Here is a 14,764-nt window from a genome sequence, read left to right on the forward strand (position 1 = left end):
AAATAAATTGATAAGGGAGACAATAACCATGGCTCACGATAACCCTTTAATGGAAGAAAAATTAGAGCAATCTTTTCTTCTTTACGAAAAAAAGTTCAAAGCTCTTTCTGATCATAAGCGATTACACATTATGCATGCCTTGACACAAGCTGGGGAGCTTTGTGTTTGTGATTTAACTGAGAAGTTACTTCTGCCCCAATCAAAGCTATCCTACCATCTAAAAATTTTAATGGATGCAAATCTAATTCTCAAAGAAACAAGAGGCACCTGGAGCTATTACCGATTAAATCAAAAGGAAGTCAATCATCTGCTTTCTGAAGAGCTTTGCTGCATGTTCCGCACGAGCGAGTGTGATTGAATATTTCTTCGATTGATCAAAAAATGGATACGCAAGTTAGTTTAAGTAGCCTTTGAGTAGGAAAATATTGTGTCCCAAATTCTCCACTAAGATAGAATACCTGCCCTCTGTTCCCCTTTTATTCAGGACATAATGGTCTGATTTTCAATTTAGGATGTATGAGAGTCAGACCTCCGCTTCTGATTATTGATTCGCTATAGTAATCTTTATTACCTTTAATCAAGATCCTCATAATAACTTACCTGTTTCTTGTTCGTTTACAATTAATTTGTACTCTGTTTAGAAGCTTGAAGAAACATAGAATAGCTACTTCTACTACAGTTTAATCATTTGATTTTTCAGTAAAGTTAAAGATTTCCGAATACATTCCCATAACATTATCATCATTTTTCACATCGTTATTTAATCCAAACTCCCAAATGGTTTCTGTTTTATCACCTTTTGATGGAATAATGCCAACAGCATAGTATTAATCAGCAGTCCATCCCCAATTTTCAGAATATACTACCTTACCAACACTTAACGGAATATCTGAATCTAAGTAAATATCTGCATATTGACTTTCGGATCTTGGGGTAAGGCTTTCATACATGATAAATACAGCAGCGTAGGAGTCCATTTCTTCAATTGTAAGTTCCGCGAATGAAATTTCACTTGTTCTTAATAACCTCTGATTTTTCCAAAAGGCTCTTTTCGTATACATAGTGGCTACTTCATCAGCTTTTTGTTTAAACCTTCCTTTTCACTTTTGAATTCCATCAAAAATAACGAATCTAGCTGCAGTGGCTAGGGACTCGGGCAGCCACTAAAGCATTTCGTAAATGATGCCCGAAACAAAGCTATATCATAGATGATAAACTAATTCGAAAAACCACAAACTTTGCAAAAACAGCCTTCCAAAACCATTGCGCTATTCTCAATACTTGCTTTATACAATTCAAACACAGGTCTCTCTGAACAAGCTGATAGTATTTCTATAAGCACTATCAACAAAAAATACTATTTGTTTCCTCTTAATATTTTCATTTAGAATCTCTCCAAAAAATTAATAATAGAGTAAAGCAAAGAGATTACTAGTTCGAGAAGACAAATTCCTGACATTGAACCTGCCATCCCTTCCTACTTCACTTAATCGGCACCCAAACTTCCTCGGTTGCATTTGGATCTGCCGGGTGGTAATCCTCTGTCAACTGTTCGAATTGTTCGCGGTTATCTAGTCTGTATTCAGAGGTCGGTAGCCAAGATTCAAATATGTAAGAATAGGTTTTGTAGAAGGTGGACGCTGGACCATTATGAGTAAAAACAGCGTATTTTCCGCCACTAATTGTATAGCTTTCTAGTTCATTTAGTAATGTCGGTATTTCGGACACCTCTACTGCAGCCCATTTTTCGAACATCGCCGTAGGGGTGAAATCTTGAATATTCATTTGTTGCATGGAATATAGCAAAGAATCGACTCGATTATCAATTCTATTTAATTTCGGACGACATTTTTTCCATAGCTCCGCCGTTCGATCATTGGCAAAAGACATTTCCATCTTCATTCCAATCAGTTTTTTTTCTGTTAGGATTTCAATTCTTGGTTTCATGTTACGCCCCCCTTTTAACTCCCTATCCTCATTATACAAGAGTTTCGATTATTTTCCTTAATAACATGCTGATTTTTAGTGGCAGTAAGTATTATGTGGGTTCCTATCAGGATGCAAAGGCACGAATCAATGAGCAAACCGAGATTATTGATTTAAACTTAAGTTATGTATTACCAGGTTTCATTGACAACCATAATCATGTTTTTGAAGCCGCTTCACCTGCAGCAGGAGATTGTCTTGTAGCACCTGATGCTTCTTTACAAGAACAGCGTGAATTCTTAAGTGTTTGTCAAAAAACATAGATCGAGGTGAATGGATTAGTGGATCGGGCTTTGATCTTGAAGTGTTGCTAGCTTCGATTACGATGACAGATGACGAGCAAACCCCTCTTCAATTATTAGACGAGCTGTTCCCTAGTAACCCTGTGGTTTTGATGGAAAGAACCTCTCACTCTGTCTGGGTAAATTCAATGGCACTTAAAGAAGTCGGTTTTTTTAGACAAACCGAAGATCCTCCTGGCGGTCGGGTAATTCGTGATGAGGAATCCGGAGAAGCATTCGGTATTATTTATGATTCAGCTGGAGATATGGTTCTAGAACAAGCTTGGAATGCACAACTGAACACTTCCGAGAAGAATGTTGAAGGGTTACTAGCTGGTTTACAAGAAGTAGCGGAAAACGGGATCACCACTCTAGGTGATGGCCGTCTTTACTGGAAGCGAGGTTGGTTGGATGTTTGGAACCAAATTTACGATGAGGGTAAGCTAACTTCTAGAGTAGTGCTGCGCCCATGGGTGTATCCTTATGTAGATAGAGCGGAACAACTCACCTATTTTAAGGAGATTTATCAAAATGATCCTACTTCTAGAATGTTAATCAATCAAGTGAAAATGTATAGTGACGGGATCATCATAAATAATACAGCAAAAACCTTGGACCCTTATCCGTTTGAATGGTTTCCGGGAACACCCTACGGTTTAAACTACCTCTCTGAACAAAAATGAAGTGGTGGCTAACTGAGCTTGATACTATTGGCTACGGGGCATTTATTCATGCGATTGGTGACGGAGCAGTGCATGAAAGTTTAAATGCCATAGACGCAGCGAGGAAAAATCATTCCGAGCAGCTCTACACACTTACCCATCTCGAAATGGTCGAAGAATCGGATATCAGTCGCTTTGCTTCTCTGGGTGTTGAGGCTGATTTTCAAGTCGGAGAGGATTTCCTGGGCAACCCCAATCAGTCTTGGGCAAGTGACTATTTGTCGGAGATTTAATTAAAACGAATGATGCCTTTGCGAAGAATTTGGGACACAAGTGCCAATATCACGCTCAGTAGTGACTGGGATGTCAATGAATTGAACCCGCTTATTACGATTTCCAATTCTTTAAAGCTTGGGGCAAGAGGGTTACCTGATGTTTTTTCAGCCATTGATGCTTATACTGTGAATGCAGCGAAAGCTCTAGGGCTTGAGGAGATTACCGGTTCCATCGAAGTGGGAAAATCGGCTGATTTTGTCATCTTAGATGAAGATATCACGAAGCTACCTATTGAAAACATCCCTGACGCAAAGATTCTTATGACCATTCTGCAAGGAGAGATTGTTTTTTCAGAGACTGAAAACTAAGCGGAAATAAGAGGACCGGTTCCAAGATTTCTTGGCAACCGATCCTAACTTTTATCTCATAGATGAACCTACTAGTTGGAACTAATTCCTATCCAATATATATATTGTTTTAGCACAGAGTCATGCTTCAATATAAAGGCGGTCTTGGATGTGCTCGGTGCGTACAAATACAATCTGGTGAAACTCATATTTCTCTCAATGATTACACACAATAGTAAAAAATTTTTGTAAAGTGCCTTACGTTTAAACTATTCAATCATCCATTCTAAAATTGCGTCAAACAGATGATCTTCAATCTTCAAATTTCGTAGCCCAGCTAACAGATCTACCTTATTCGAATGCTTCTTAATTACCTGGTACAGGGCGTCTTTAAGAGCAAAATCAATTTGTGCTTTGTTCAGCAGTTCAAAAATCGGTTCGATTATATCCATGGACTTGTTGATTTGCTGTTCGTCTTGTATCAAGACTTCAAGCTTGGATGCCGGTGAGACATTATTTACTTGTAAAGAGAAGGTGTTGGTTTGATGGTCATATTTAGAAGCCACCTCTACCTCTTTTCCGTTCAAGTAAGCATGTACTTTCTTCAAATGGGCAAATCCTCTGAACTTCAAGCTAATATTTCTCGACATCGGCACGACAGTTGCATCGCCTTGAACCGGATTTAGGACAAACGATTTCTTCTCCCAATCCAACTCCATTTTCGTGGTCGCATGTTTTCCGTCTTGATAAGCTAATGTCTCGCCATCATCTTCATATAATTCAAAGGAATTGGATTTTCCCGGGAAAACCATGATGGTGAGATTTTCAGGATTGCCAACGGAATTCTCATGCTCTTGATGCTGCGCAAGAGGAATGATGGCCCCTTCTTTTGCCAAAACAGGAAGGGTATCCAGTCCTCTAAACATACGGATTTTCTTACCTCCAGAATAAATACGTCCTGTAAAGAAATCGATCCACTGACCATCAGGAAGCCAAGCATCAACGGGTGCCATTAACAGTTCTTGATTGATCTTTTCGGTTACTGGAATCACCATAAGTTCACTACCGAAGAAATACTGATTCGGTGATTCATAAGCATTGGGCTCCATTGGATATTCATAATACATTGGCATAATTAACGGGTGAATATTTTGGTGAGTGCGCCAGTTCATAGTGTATAAATAAGGGATAAACTCGTGCCGCAGACGCAAATAATCCTTCATAATATTAGCAATACTTTCTTGATAGCGCCACGGCTCTTTTCCATTAAAAGGAGAGACTGAGCTATGCAAGCGTAAAATAGGACTGAAAACACCATATTGCACCCAACGTGCACTTAGTTCATCATCCTTATACCCTTGAAAATGACCACCGATGTCATGACTCCACCAGCTATACCCAATATTGGTTGCGGTAGATGTAAAATACGGCTGAAAACGATAGGACTCCCAAGATATAACAGAATCACCAGAAAACCCAATTGGATAGCGGTGACTTCCCACTCCAGCATATCGAGACAGAATCATTGACCGTTTTTCCTGTTTGACTTGATCGAGCGAGTGATAATGATTTAACAACCATAATGGATCAAGTCCTTCGATACCACTTACCGTTCCTTGCTGCCAATCAATCCACCAAAAATCGACGCCTTTTTCTTCTTCTGGTCGGTGCAAATGGTTAAAGTACGCCTCTCTGAACTTTTTATTAATAATATCAAATGGAATAGGGTGTTCATTTTCGTAGTCAATTCCTAATTCCTTCGCCATCTTTTCATACATTTCTTCATGCGGTCGGACCCCGTCTGCCGGATGCACATTTAAGGTGACGCGAAGTTCTTGATCTTGTAACCAAGTTAAAAATCCTTCTGGATCTGGAAATAACTCTTTATTCCAACTGTAACCAGTCCAACCACTTCCGTATTTTTCAGGAATATCAACATGATGCCAATCCATATCAATAACACTTAGCGAAAAAGGGACATCTTCCTCTTTGAAACGACTCATTAATTGCTTATATTCATTCTCATCATATTTCCAGTACCGACTCCACCAGTTACCTAACGTATATCTCGGCAATAACGGGGTGATGCCCGTAAGACGATAGTAGTCTTGTAATGCTTCTTTATAATCTCTTCCATAAGCGAAAAAGTATAAGTCAATTTGCTTATGAGACCGAGGTTCTATCGTATCCTCATTGGCGACAATACATGAAGTGGAATCATCAATAATAGAAAAGCCATTTTTCGATTGAATACCTTCTTCAAGGTCTATCTCCCCGTCCACCTTATCTAAGGTCCGAGCAGTTCCCTTTAATGTTTCAATTTCATCTCCGAAATACCAGCGATTTGAATAATTACTGTAGTTATTTTTTCCATCAATTCGTAACGAGGACTTTGAAAAAGGTCCATACGAATAATAGAGATGCACGGATGAGGTGATAATTTCTAATGAATCTTTATTCTCAACAACTTGAAATGGAGGGACAGGAAAGACTCGATTAATGATGGATTGAGTTGCTCGATCTTCAAAAATCCCCTGCTCAGAATACTCGAGACGGAATAGTTTTTCGGTTAATACAGTAAATCGATAGTGATCTCCTTGGATAATTGCTTTTGGGCTTGCGATAGGATTTAAGTCTAGTACGGTTGATTGTTTCAACAACGATAAAACCTCCTAAAAATAATTAATTTTCTGTTTGTATAAGGCTCTTTTCGTATACATTGTTGCTCTTGACACAAAGAAAAAACAGGCAGTAGGGTTTTTTCGATTGATTTCTTCTTTTTTATCTAGAAATGAAGAATTTTTCATTAGGAAAAGAGCACGAAATCATACAAGTCAGGGGATTCCTTTTTATTCGAAAAGCCACAATCTTTGCGAAAACAGCCTTGTATAATGTAGTTTGATCCCTACTATAAAGGCATATTTTCATAGGTGAATGAGTTAATTCCACAGTTATCTCCCGTTGCTAACCGGTTAAGCAAACATAAATAGATGAAATGTTAAGGCTGTTCCCCTAGAATTTGTTGCTTTTCGTACCAGCCTCTAAACTGGGACCTAGCTTGGTTTCTGGTCATCTTTTCGAATGAGTTCTCAATTCGTGATGAAGATTGACTTCGGGCATTTTTTCGCATCATTTTTAACCCGAAATGAGAAAAGAGTGTTTCCATCCCTTTTTGTATGCAAAAGCAACAAAGTATGCGAATAGAGCCTTTCGTAAATCTTGGAATGTCTATCTGCAAAAGGAGATTTTCACCCAAAATGATGAATCAATCGCAACAATGTATAGGAAACGATCCTAAGTTAAATAAAATTCTGTTTTATCTTTTCTGTGAAACGAATATTTACACATTCATAGGATAGTTCTTTAATTTCTAATAGACCTGGTGGATTCTCGAATAATTAACTCCACCGCGAGAGTAACTTTCTTGGGTGGACCGATTTCTCCTTCAAGAGCTTCGATAAGGGTTCTTCCTGAACATACCCCTTTTTGAAAAATGTTTTGGCTAATAGTCGTTAAGCTTGGCATCATATATTGGCTAAGATTCAGATTATCAAAACCGACAATTGAGTAGTCTCTTGGAACTTCTTTCTGTTGTTCTTTCATTGATTTTATGATTCCTAGAGCCAATATGTCTGCTGCCACAAAGAGAGCAGTTGGTACTTCTTTGTTTTGTAAAATTGTTTGACCAATCTGATACCCACTCTCTAAAGAAATCCCTTCAGAGCATTCAAACAGCAGGTTTTTATCCACGACCAAATCGTGTTGTAATAACGCTTTCTGATAACCAAGAAAACGATTATGATCAACAGGATTATTGCTTAGTCCTGACGAAACATAGGCAATTTGTTGATGTCCTTGATCAATAAGGTACTTAGTAGCCAAATAGCCTCCTTGTTCATCTTCAATTCTAATCGTGTGATAAAATTTAGCGAATTCTTCATACGAGTCAATTAACACCATCGGAACCGAAAGCGTTTTCAATTCTTCGTACAAATGATCGGAAAACAATCCTAAAAAGACTAGACCATCAATGTTTCGTTTGGTGATCCACCTTTTACAGTCTTCCGGTTTTCCAATCCCTGAAATAATGAGATCATATCCATTTTCTCGACAAGTATATTCCAAGCCGCGGATAAACTCACTGTAATAGGGATTTTCGTAAAACATGGGAGAGATAGATCCATCCAAGACTGGAATCATCACACCGATTAGTTTGGAAGTCTTCTTTGATAAGCTAATGGCAGTGAAGTCCGGAGCGTATCCTAGAGTATCAATAGCCTCTAGTACCCTACTTTTCGTCTCTGCAGAAACACGGTTCACCCCATTTAAAACATAGGAAACCGTCGCAACAGAAACACCGGCGAATTTGGCAACATCCCGCATAGTCACTTTATTTTTCATATTAAACCTTCCTTATGCTTAATCGGTTAACTTATCTTGTATAGCTATATCTTAATCGTTCTAAATAAATCTTGCAAGTGAATTCTCAGGTTTCACAATTCTGTAAAAATCAGGTCTTCCTAAATCCAATTTAGGCTAAAATTCAGAAATATTTCTTGACAGATACGAGGTCCTTTAATCTATAGATGGACGAATATAAGTCACATATATTTTCATTCTTACCAATTATCCGTTAAAGTAAAGGAGAATTTAATCGCTTTAGAAATGAGGAATTACTATGAAAGCTTTAGTATTTGAACAATTTGGTGAACCTGATGTTCTCCATATGCATGAACTACCGGAACCCGTCACTTTAGAAAATGAGGTTCTTGTTAAAATGAAGACAGTCGGTCTAAACTTTGCGGATGTTTATCGACGAAAAGGGAATTATCACTTAGTAGGGAACCCCCCCTTCATCTTAGGCTATGAAGGTGCTGGCATCGTTGAAAGTGTTGGCCCTAATGTTCATACGCTAAAGGTTGGAGATCGAATCGCTTTTGCTGATGTCCCCTTAGCGAATGCGGAATTCGTATCTGTACCCGTGGACAAAGCCATTCCTCTTCCGGAAGAAATTAGCTTTGATACGGCTGCGTCTGTGCTCCTTCAGGGATTAACGGCACAGTATTTAACACGAGATAGCTATCGTATCCAAACAGGAGATATAGCACTTGTTCATTCAGCAGCAGGTGGCGTCGGACAACTCCTAGTCCAAATCATCCAGTTGCTCGGTGGAAAAGTGATTGGGTTGACCTCTTCTTCAGAAAAAGGAGAAATTGTAAAAGGATTGGGCGCAACAGAATGCCTCTTGTATAGCGATAACTGGAAAGAAAAGGTGTTGCATATGACGAAAGGACTAGGGGTCGATGTCGCCTTTGAATCGGTTGGAAGCACGATTATGGACAGCTTCGAGTCCGTCCGAACGGGAGGTACAGTTGTTTTCTTCGGAATGGCAGGAGGAGACCCGGTTTCAATTGACCCTCGTATGTTAATGGACACATCCAAAACACTTACGGGTGGTGATCTTTGGAATGTTTTAACCTCTCATGAAGAACGAATTCAACGTTCTAATGAATTATTTTCATGGATTTCTCAAGAAAAGCTTTCTCTGTCACCCCCAACAACCTTTCCATTAGAACAAGGTGCTGATGCCCATCGCTTTCTAGAAAGCAGAAAAAGCACAGGAAAGATTTTGTTAACTATATAAGCTTCCCTATCCCCCTTTTGGTTGAAAGGGGGATTTTTTCACACTGTCTAGTCACACCAGAAAAAACCCTAACAGATCCCCCTATCCAACATAGTAAGACGGTGCAATTTATTACAGACGGAAAACTTTTCGATCCAGTTTACTTATTTTGATAAGGCTGTTTTCGCAAAGTTTGTTGCTTTTCGTACCAGTCTGACAAATGCCAAAGCCTCAAGACACTGCAGCTGGAGCCGTCTATTTTTGATGGAATTCAACAGTAAAATGAAAGAATTAATCAAAAAATATGATGAAATAGCCACAATGTAGACGAAAAGAGCCTTCTAAAAAAGCCTTTTCCTCATATGTTTCCACACAACCTGCTCGATTGAATTGATGTCAACTATACCTCAAGCCTATTTTATTATTAAAAATCTGCTGGCTATTTTTAAACACAAAAAAATTATTTTTAAAATCAATTTTAAGTTCGTGATCATAATTCTCTTCAAAATCATCATCAACTATGAACTGGAGTTCTTCTGCTTCTATTATCTTTTCATTGGAGTACAGTTCTCTCTCATCTATTACTTTGATTTCATAGAGAGTATTGACGATATCACAACTTCCCCGGTCAAAAGAGAGTTGAATCATTTTATTTTTCGGTGTCTCGCTTAATTTGTCCTGTGCAGTTGAGCTAATTTCTAATTTCAATTTAGTGACCTCCTACAAATTTTTGGGTTGAATGAATGGAATTTACCGGTATCTTCTGATTTTTTTCTTGTCTTTACTTTAGTGGATGGCTCTTTAAACTAATTTTAGATAGAGTCCTCCATTTCGTTGTTGATTCCCATCAAAAGTAGACGAAAAAATGACCCGAAAAAAAAAGGAATATCACCTCTAATAGAATGATTCGAAAAACACAATCATTGCGAAAACAGCCTTAACAAAAAAGGGGCCCTTCTTACGTCTACATTACATGATCATTCAAAATGAGAGAATACCCCTTTTCATTCATGGATTAACCATCACATTTCATTTTCCATCCTCTTATTTGTACCCATTCCAGTTAAAAAGCACACATGGAAATCCTAAGATGTATTCTAAACACTTTGATTTAATGATAATTAGTCACCTCCACAATCTTGTGTAAAAAAGAATGACTTATTTTCAACAGAGATGTCAGGCTTTATGATTTATGAATCTGTTGCTTTGATATAATCGATCACATAAAACGAAGCTGATTTCAACATCCCTATTCCCCTAGGTCAGTCGTTTAAGGATATTTTTTTCTAACCAGGACCAGGGAATCCATTTCTTTATCCAAATAGTTACTTTCACACCTTTTCCCACCGGAAAGCGAAAACCTCCCTTCTTTCCGAGTGCTATTTCATTGACAAGCGACGCAATGTCATCTGGATCACCGAAAGATGTTTCGTCCAACTGATTTTCAATCTTCTTCATATAATTGAAATAAGGCGATTCTGGTTGAAGTGAGTATTCAGCCACTTTTTTTCCCGTTGTCCATATATTCGTCTGATAAGAACCAGGCTCGATCAAAAATACCTCAATGCCAAATGGAATCAGTTCTAATCTTAAGCTCTCACTAAATCCTTCTAGTGCAAACTTAGAAGACACATATGGGGACAAACCCGGAAAGCCAACTAATCCACTAATACTACTTAGATTAATGATCCTGCCTTTTTTCTGCTTTCTCATTAACGGAATCACTTTTTGCGTAAGCGCAATCAAACCAAAGAAGTTTGTTTCAAATTGTTCGCGGTACTGATCTATGGATACTTCTTCAGCAAAACCCGCAGCTGCATAGCCGGCATTATTCAGCAAAACATCTACATGACCTAATTCATTTAACCAATGACCAAACCGATCGACCGATTGCTTCGAACTGACATCGAGGGAGTGATAATGAATTTGTTCGTTCACATCATTTTCTATAGCCATAGCTTGAAGTGTTTCTTTTTTCTGTAAATCTCTCATCGTTGCGATGACATAAAAATCATTTTTCGCTAGTTTAATCGTACTCAATAAACCAAATCCACTTGATGCACCTGTTACAACCGCTATTTTTTTCTTCATAAGTCTCTTCTCCCTAACTCAATCAATAGGCTGGTTTTGCACAGTTTGTTGCTTTTCGTATTAGTTTATACTCTATAAAAAAGCTTTATTTCGTCTGTATTTGATGGAAATCAACCGTAAAGTGGAGGACTTAGTTAATAACCAGAACAAACAGCCATATCCTAAACGAAAAGAACTTCTGAATTTAATGGTAAAAATAATAACGAAAAGCAGTGTCTCGCTTAAAACCGGTGCGATCATAGAGCTGTTGAGCCTGAAAATTGTCATCGTCGGTTTCCAAAATTATTCCTTTTGCATTGGTTTCTATTGAATACTCCTTTGCTTGTTGAATCAGCATTGACCCTACTCCGCGACCTCTCGTCTCTTCTCTAATAAATAGATCATTCAATATCCACAGCTGCTGCATGGTAACGGATGAAAAGGAAGGGAATAACTGAGTAAATCCAAGACCTATTTCATTTTCCACCACAAGAAAAATCACTGACTCTTTCTTTTCGATTCGGTCTGATAAATACTGCCTTGCTCCAATTTTGTCTGATGTTTGTTTATACCAAACACGGTATTGGTCAAATAAATCTACTAATATAGGTAAATCTGCTTTTGTAGCTCGTTTAAGTTTAATATTATTCTCTCCATTCATTGTCTTTTCGAAATATTATTCCTTTTCAAAGGCTCTTTTCGTTTACAGAGTGGCTAAATCATCTGATTTTTGATTAAATCGCCTATTCCACTGTTGATTTCCATCAAAAATAGACTGCTCCAGCTGCAGTGTCTTGAGGCTCTGGCATTTGTCAGACTGGTTCGACAAGCAACAAACTTTGCGAAAACTGCCTTTTCAAATTAATCCTATCTCTACCTTACCAGAAAAAGGTTCCGATTCGTATTTTGAGAGCTTATCCCCTTCCAGTCATTATAAAAAGTCCTTAATTAGCATTAAGACACAACGAGAATCCGTTTTACTCTTCTACTTTAAACGCTGTTTTCACAAAAAATGTTGCTTATCTCATATGAAAACTAACTAGATGACTGAAAATCCTTTTAGCGATTATCTCCGCATAATAGAGAAACAAATTAAACAGAATATATGTTCGGCATTTAATATATGGAATAAAATCCAATAGATTGCAATAGATCTAGAATCATCCTGTATAATAGAGAGTAACATTTATTGAATGGGGACCGGACATATGAGCAAACGTGTAGGAGTACATCCAAGTGAAAAAGATCAAGCAGTTCAAGAAATAAAAGCAGCCATCAAAGGAAACAAAGATCTACGAATGCTCGAGCATTATCAAACGATTTTGATGGTTCTACGTGGTGAATCCTATCCAAACATAGCGGAAGTAGTTGGACGAACGATTTCCACACTCTACAATTATAGTAAGGCGTATCGTGAGGGTGGACTGGATGGACTCCAAAGAGATCTTCCCACAGGTCGAAATCGGAAACTCACTCCCGATCAGGAGGAAAAAGTCTATCAAACGATTGTGAACCAAACGCCCGTTGATGTAGGTTTTCCAGTGGAAATGAATTGGACGGCTCCTATCATAAACAAATGGATCAAGCAGGAATTTAACATTTCCTACTCAGATCGTGGCGTGCGGGCATTGCTCTACCGTCTCAATCTGTGCTTCACCAAACCAACGTATACACTGGCTAAAGCTGATCCTGTCCAACAAGAAGCGTTCAAAGAAGAGTTTAAACAGCTTAAAAAAAACTCCTAGATGGGGAAATAGACCGCATCTTATTTGAGGATGAATCCATGATTCGAGACTATCAAGCTTTATCACGAATTTGGTTTGCGAAAGGTCAACAAAAGATCATTCCGACCTATGGGAAACATTGGGGTGCAAAGTTAATTGGTACGTTGGATTACGAGACAGGAGAGGTATTCTGTATCCAGGAAGAGCGCTATACGGCCAAGGAATTCCTGTCCTTTCTCGAAAAAGTGATCGATAAATATAATGGAGAAAAGATTGTCATGATTTCAGATAACGCGAGAATTCATCATGCAAAACGTATCCAACCGTTTTTAGAACAACATAAGAACCTTCTTACTTTGGTCTACCTTCCGCCTTATAGCCCAAACCTTAATATGATTGAAGAACTTTGGGGTTGGTTAAAGTCATCTGTCATCAACAATGTATTCTTTGATTCTGTTCAAAAAATACGTAAAGCTGTTCAAGGGTTTGTTCGTCACATCAATAAAACGCCTGAAGTCACTATGAATCGGCTGTGCATGCAATTCTAAATATTTTTTCCGAATATATAGCCTCCAAAATATTATTGAAAAAATTTTCAGAAAAATAAAGGATTACGCTTCTTCCATCTATAAATAATACTAGTATTCAGGAAGAAAGGGGATCTTTTAATGCCATTATATGACACAAGAATGAACGTAAATTCTTCATTAAACCCTTCCACTCTCCCGGCAGATTTACAAGATATTGTTACTCTTTTTAGAAATGATGCCCAGGACGAATTGAGTATCAATTATTTGGAGTTTCAATCATTGGTATTAAGTGGTGGTCAAGTGTACCGAAACGAATTGATATTGCTATTTTCCCCTCAAGAACGGAAGCTAACTGTCCCTAAGGTCCATTTCATTCATAATAAAACGGTTAACTTTACAGAACTTTTGGATCTCTTAATCAAGTTAGGAAAGGCTAAGGAGTTTTCCTTCCTTGAAATTAATGAAGTATCCGGTACCGAGTTAACCAAGGTTCTACAAAAATCTGGATTTCAAAGAGAAACGAGAAGCTACCCACTTGCAATGAGCTTTTTAAAATCGAACTTCTGGCTGCTCGATCTTAATTAAAGACTCTTTACGTTTACCTTGTGGCTATTTCATTATATTTTGATTACCTCTTCCATATCACTGTTGATTTCTATCAAAAATAGACGAATCAAAGCTATATCACCGTTTGCTGACTAATTCGACAAACAACAAAATTTGCAAAAAAGCTGATTTAAACCAACCTATACGACTTTCTCAGAAGGGGATATCTACATCCCCCCTTCCCTTTTGTCAAAATTAGCATTCATACAAACGGGTTCGTAGGTTCGACTTTTTCCCATTCCAATTTCAGAAAATCATAGCTTCCACTGTTATTCTATTTATGTTTTCTTTATTTGAAAATCCATCACTATTTCAGATTATCTAAGTCTTATTACTCTTAAAGAAACGTGTCTGTTTTCTGGTCAAAGAAAATTATGTATAGCATGGAATATGAAAAGAAAAAGAATAAAAATAAAGACGCTCAGCCTCCACACTGCTACTTTGTTTGTGTAGACGAGCATCTTTATGGGTTCTTACCATAATTTTGTTCCTCTGCTCGAAATTTCAAAATGGCTTTCTTCATCAGCGAATCCAAAATAGATTCATAATAATTTAGTTCCCGTTTTGATCTTGCTTTTTTTATATTGGCTTTTGTTTGTCGTAGTAAGGCTAAATCGTGGGAATCTAAATATTTGGCGGGCCTAAATCGTTTAGTCATC

At 37.9% G+C, this 14,764-nt stretch carries 12 protein-coding genes and 1 pseudogene; 5 read left to right on the plus strand and 8 right to left on the minus strand.

What is annotated here, in order from left to right; translation table 11 throughout:
• The first annotated feature begins 28 nt into the window (after positions 1 to 28).
• Positions 29 to 358 carry an ArsR/SmtB family transcription factor gene (locus U8D43_RS12375; RefSeq protein WP_335871494.1) on the plus strand — a complete coding sequence of 110 codons (330 nt, stop codon included), beginning with the start codon at positions 29 to 31 and terminating at the stop codon, positions 356 to 358.
• A gap of 469 nt (positions 359 to 827) precedes the next feature.
• Here the strand turns inward: U8D43_RS12375 and U8D43_RS12380 are convergent, their stop codons facing one another.
• A complete protein-coding gene (locus U8D43_RS12380) occupies positions 828 to 1,061 on the minus strand; it encodes a hypothetical protein (RefSeq protein WP_335871495.1) in 234 nt (77 codons plus the stop codon).
• A 421-nt stretch (positions 1,062 to 1,482) separates the two neighbouring features.
• On the minus strand, positions 1,483 to 1,947 hold the full coding sequence (locus U8D43_RS12385) for a GyrI-like domain-containing protein (protein ID WP_335871496.1): 465 nt from the start codon (positions 1,945 to 1,947) through the stop codon (positions 1,483 to 1,485).
• 47 nt (positions 1,948 to 1,994) lie between these two features.
• Between U8D43_RS12385 and U8D43_RS12390 the strand changes: the two are divergent.
• Positions 1,995 to 3,573, plus strand: a pseudogene (locus U8D43_RS12390) (amidohydrolase).
• Positions 3,574 to 3,821: 248 nt separating this feature from the next.
• Here the strand turns inward: U8D43_RS12390 and U8D43_RS12395 are convergent.
• Together U8D43_RS12395 and U8D43_RS12400 are read right to left on the minus strand one after the other, a co-directional pair.
• Positions 3,822 to 6,212, minus strand: coding sequence for a glycoside hydrolase family 31 protein (locus U8D43_RS12395; protein WP_335871497.1), 2,391 nt, complete (start codon positions 6,210 to 6,212; stop codon positions 3,822 to 3,824).
• Positions 6,213 to 6,915: 703 nt separating this feature from the next.
• Positions 6,916 to 7,953, minus strand: a complete 1,038-nt coding sequence (locus tag U8D43_RS12400) for a LacI family DNA-binding transcriptional regulator (RefSeq protein WP_335871498.1) — start codon at positions 7,951 to 7,953, stop codon at positions 6,916 to 6,918.
• Between the two features lie 277 nt (positions 7,954 to 8,230).
• Here U8D43_RS12400 and U8D43_RS12405 point away from each other — a divergent pair, with 277 nt between their 5' ends.
• A complete protein-coding gene (locus U8D43_RS12405) occupies positions 8,231 to 9,196 on the plus strand; it encodes a quinone oxidoreductase family protein (RefSeq protein WP_335871499.1) in 966 nt (321 codons plus the stop codon).
• A gap of 375 nt (positions 9,197 to 9,571) precedes the next feature.
• Here U8D43_RS12405 and U8D43_RS12410 read toward each other — a convergent pair whose 3' ends face one another.
• The 3 genes from U8D43_RS12410 to U8D43_RS12420 all read right to left on the minus strand — a co-directional run bounded on the left by U8D43_RS12410 (position 9,572) and on the right by U8D43_RS12420 (position 11,906).
• The gene (locus U8D43_RS12410) at positions 9,572 to 9,883 is read right to left on the minus strand and encodes an iron-sulfur cluster biosynthesis family protein (protein WP_335871500.1); all 312 of its coding nucleotides are present in this window, start codon (positions 9,881 to 9,883) and stop codon (positions 9,572 to 9,574) included.
• A 549-nt stretch (positions 9,884 to 10,432) separates the two neighbouring features.
• Positions 10,433 to 11,266: an SDR family oxidoreductase gene (locus tag U8D43_RS12415; RefSeq protein ID WP_335871501.1), complete on the minus strand. Its 834-nt coding sequence runs from the start codon at positions 11,264 to 11,266 to the stop codon at positions 10,433 to 10,435.
• Positions 11,267 to 11,450: 184 nt separating this feature from the next.
• Positions 11,451 to 11,906 carry a GNAT family N-acetyltransferase gene (locus U8D43_RS12420; RefSeq protein ID WP_442893604.1) on the minus strand — a complete coding sequence of 152 codons (456 nt, stop codon included), beginning with the start codon at positions 11,904 to 11,906 and terminating at the stop codon, positions 11,451 to 11,453.
• Between the two features lie 547 nt (positions 11,907 to 12,453).
• Between U8D43_RS12420 and U8D43_RS12425 the strand changes: the two genes are divergently transcribed.
• Both U8D43_RS12425 and U8D43_RS12430 read left to right on the plus strand, forming a co-directional pair.
• Positions 12,454 to 13,517, plus strand: a protein-coding gene (locus U8D43_RS12425) for an IS630 family transposase (RefSeq protein ID WP_335871502.1) whose coding sequence is annotated in 2 segments (ribosomal slippage) — positions 12,454 to 12,975 and positions 12,978 to 13,517 — 1,062 coding nt in all. Because the reading frame shifts where the segments join, the coding sequence is not laid out codon by codon here.
• A gap of 120 nt (positions 13,518 to 13,637) precedes the next feature.
• Positions 13,638 to 14,084, plus strand: a complete 447-nt coding sequence (locus U8D43_RS12430) for a hypothetical protein (RefSeq protein ID WP_335871503.1) — start codon at positions 13,638 to 13,640, stop codon at positions 14,082 to 14,084.
• 484 nt (positions 14,085 to 14,568) lie between these two features.
• Here U8D43_RS12430 and U8D43_RS12435 read toward each other — a convergent pair whose 3' ends face one another.
• Positions 14,569 to 14,763, minus strand: a complete 195-nt coding sequence (locus U8D43_RS12435; protein ID WP_335871504.1) for a hypothetical protein — start codon at positions 14,761 to 14,763, stop codon at positions 14,569 to 14,571.
• Position 14,764: the final 1 nt, after the last annotated feature.

Origin of the sequence: Bacillus sp. 2205SS5-2 (assembly GCF_037024155.1) — a bacterium.
Taxonomy (GTDB): domain Bacteria; phylum Bacillota; class Bacilli; order Bacillales; family Bacillaceae_K; genus Bacillus_CI.

What these genes read in the sequence shown, in the direction of transcription:
- U8D43_RS12375 (WP_335871494.1), top strand. Translation starts at nt 29, where the DNA reads ATGGCTCACGATAACCCTTTAATGGAAGAAAAATTAGAGCAATCTTTT.
- U8D43_RS12380 (WP_335871495.1), bottom strand. Translation starts at nt 1,061, where the DNA reads ATGTATACGAAAAGAGCCTTTTGGAAAAATCAGAGGTTATTAAGAACA.
- U8D43_RS12385 (WP_335871496.1), bottom strand. Translation starts at nt 1,947, where the DNA reads ATGAAACCAAGAATTGAAATCCTAACAGAAAAAAAACTGATTGGAATG.
- U8D43_RS12400 (WP_335871498.1), bottom strand. Translation starts at nt 7,953, where the DNA reads ATGAAAAATAAAGTGACTATGCGGGATGTTGCCAAATTCGCCGGTGTT.
- U8D43_RS12405 (WP_335871499.1), top strand. Translation starts at nt 8,231, where the DNA reads ATGAAAGCTTTAGTATTTGAACAATTTGGTGAACCTGATGTTCTCCAT.
- U8D43_RS12415 (WP_335871501.1), bottom strand. Translation starts at nt 11,266, where the DNA reads ATGAAGAAAAAAATAGCGGTTGTAACAGGTGCATCAAGTGGATTTGGT.
- U8D43_RS12420 (WP_442893604.1), bottom strand. Translation starts at nt 11,906, where the DNA reads ATGAATGGAGAGAATAATATTAAACTTAAACGAGCTACAAAAGCAGAT.
- U8D43_RS12430 (WP_335871503.1), top strand. Translation starts at nt 13,638, where the DNA reads ATGCCATTATATGACACAAGAATGAACGTAAATTCTTCATTAAACCCT.
- U8D43_RS12435 (WP_335871504.1), bottom strand. Translation starts at nt 14,763, where the DNA reads ATGACTAAACGATTTAGGCCCGCCAAATATTTAGATTCCCACGATTTA.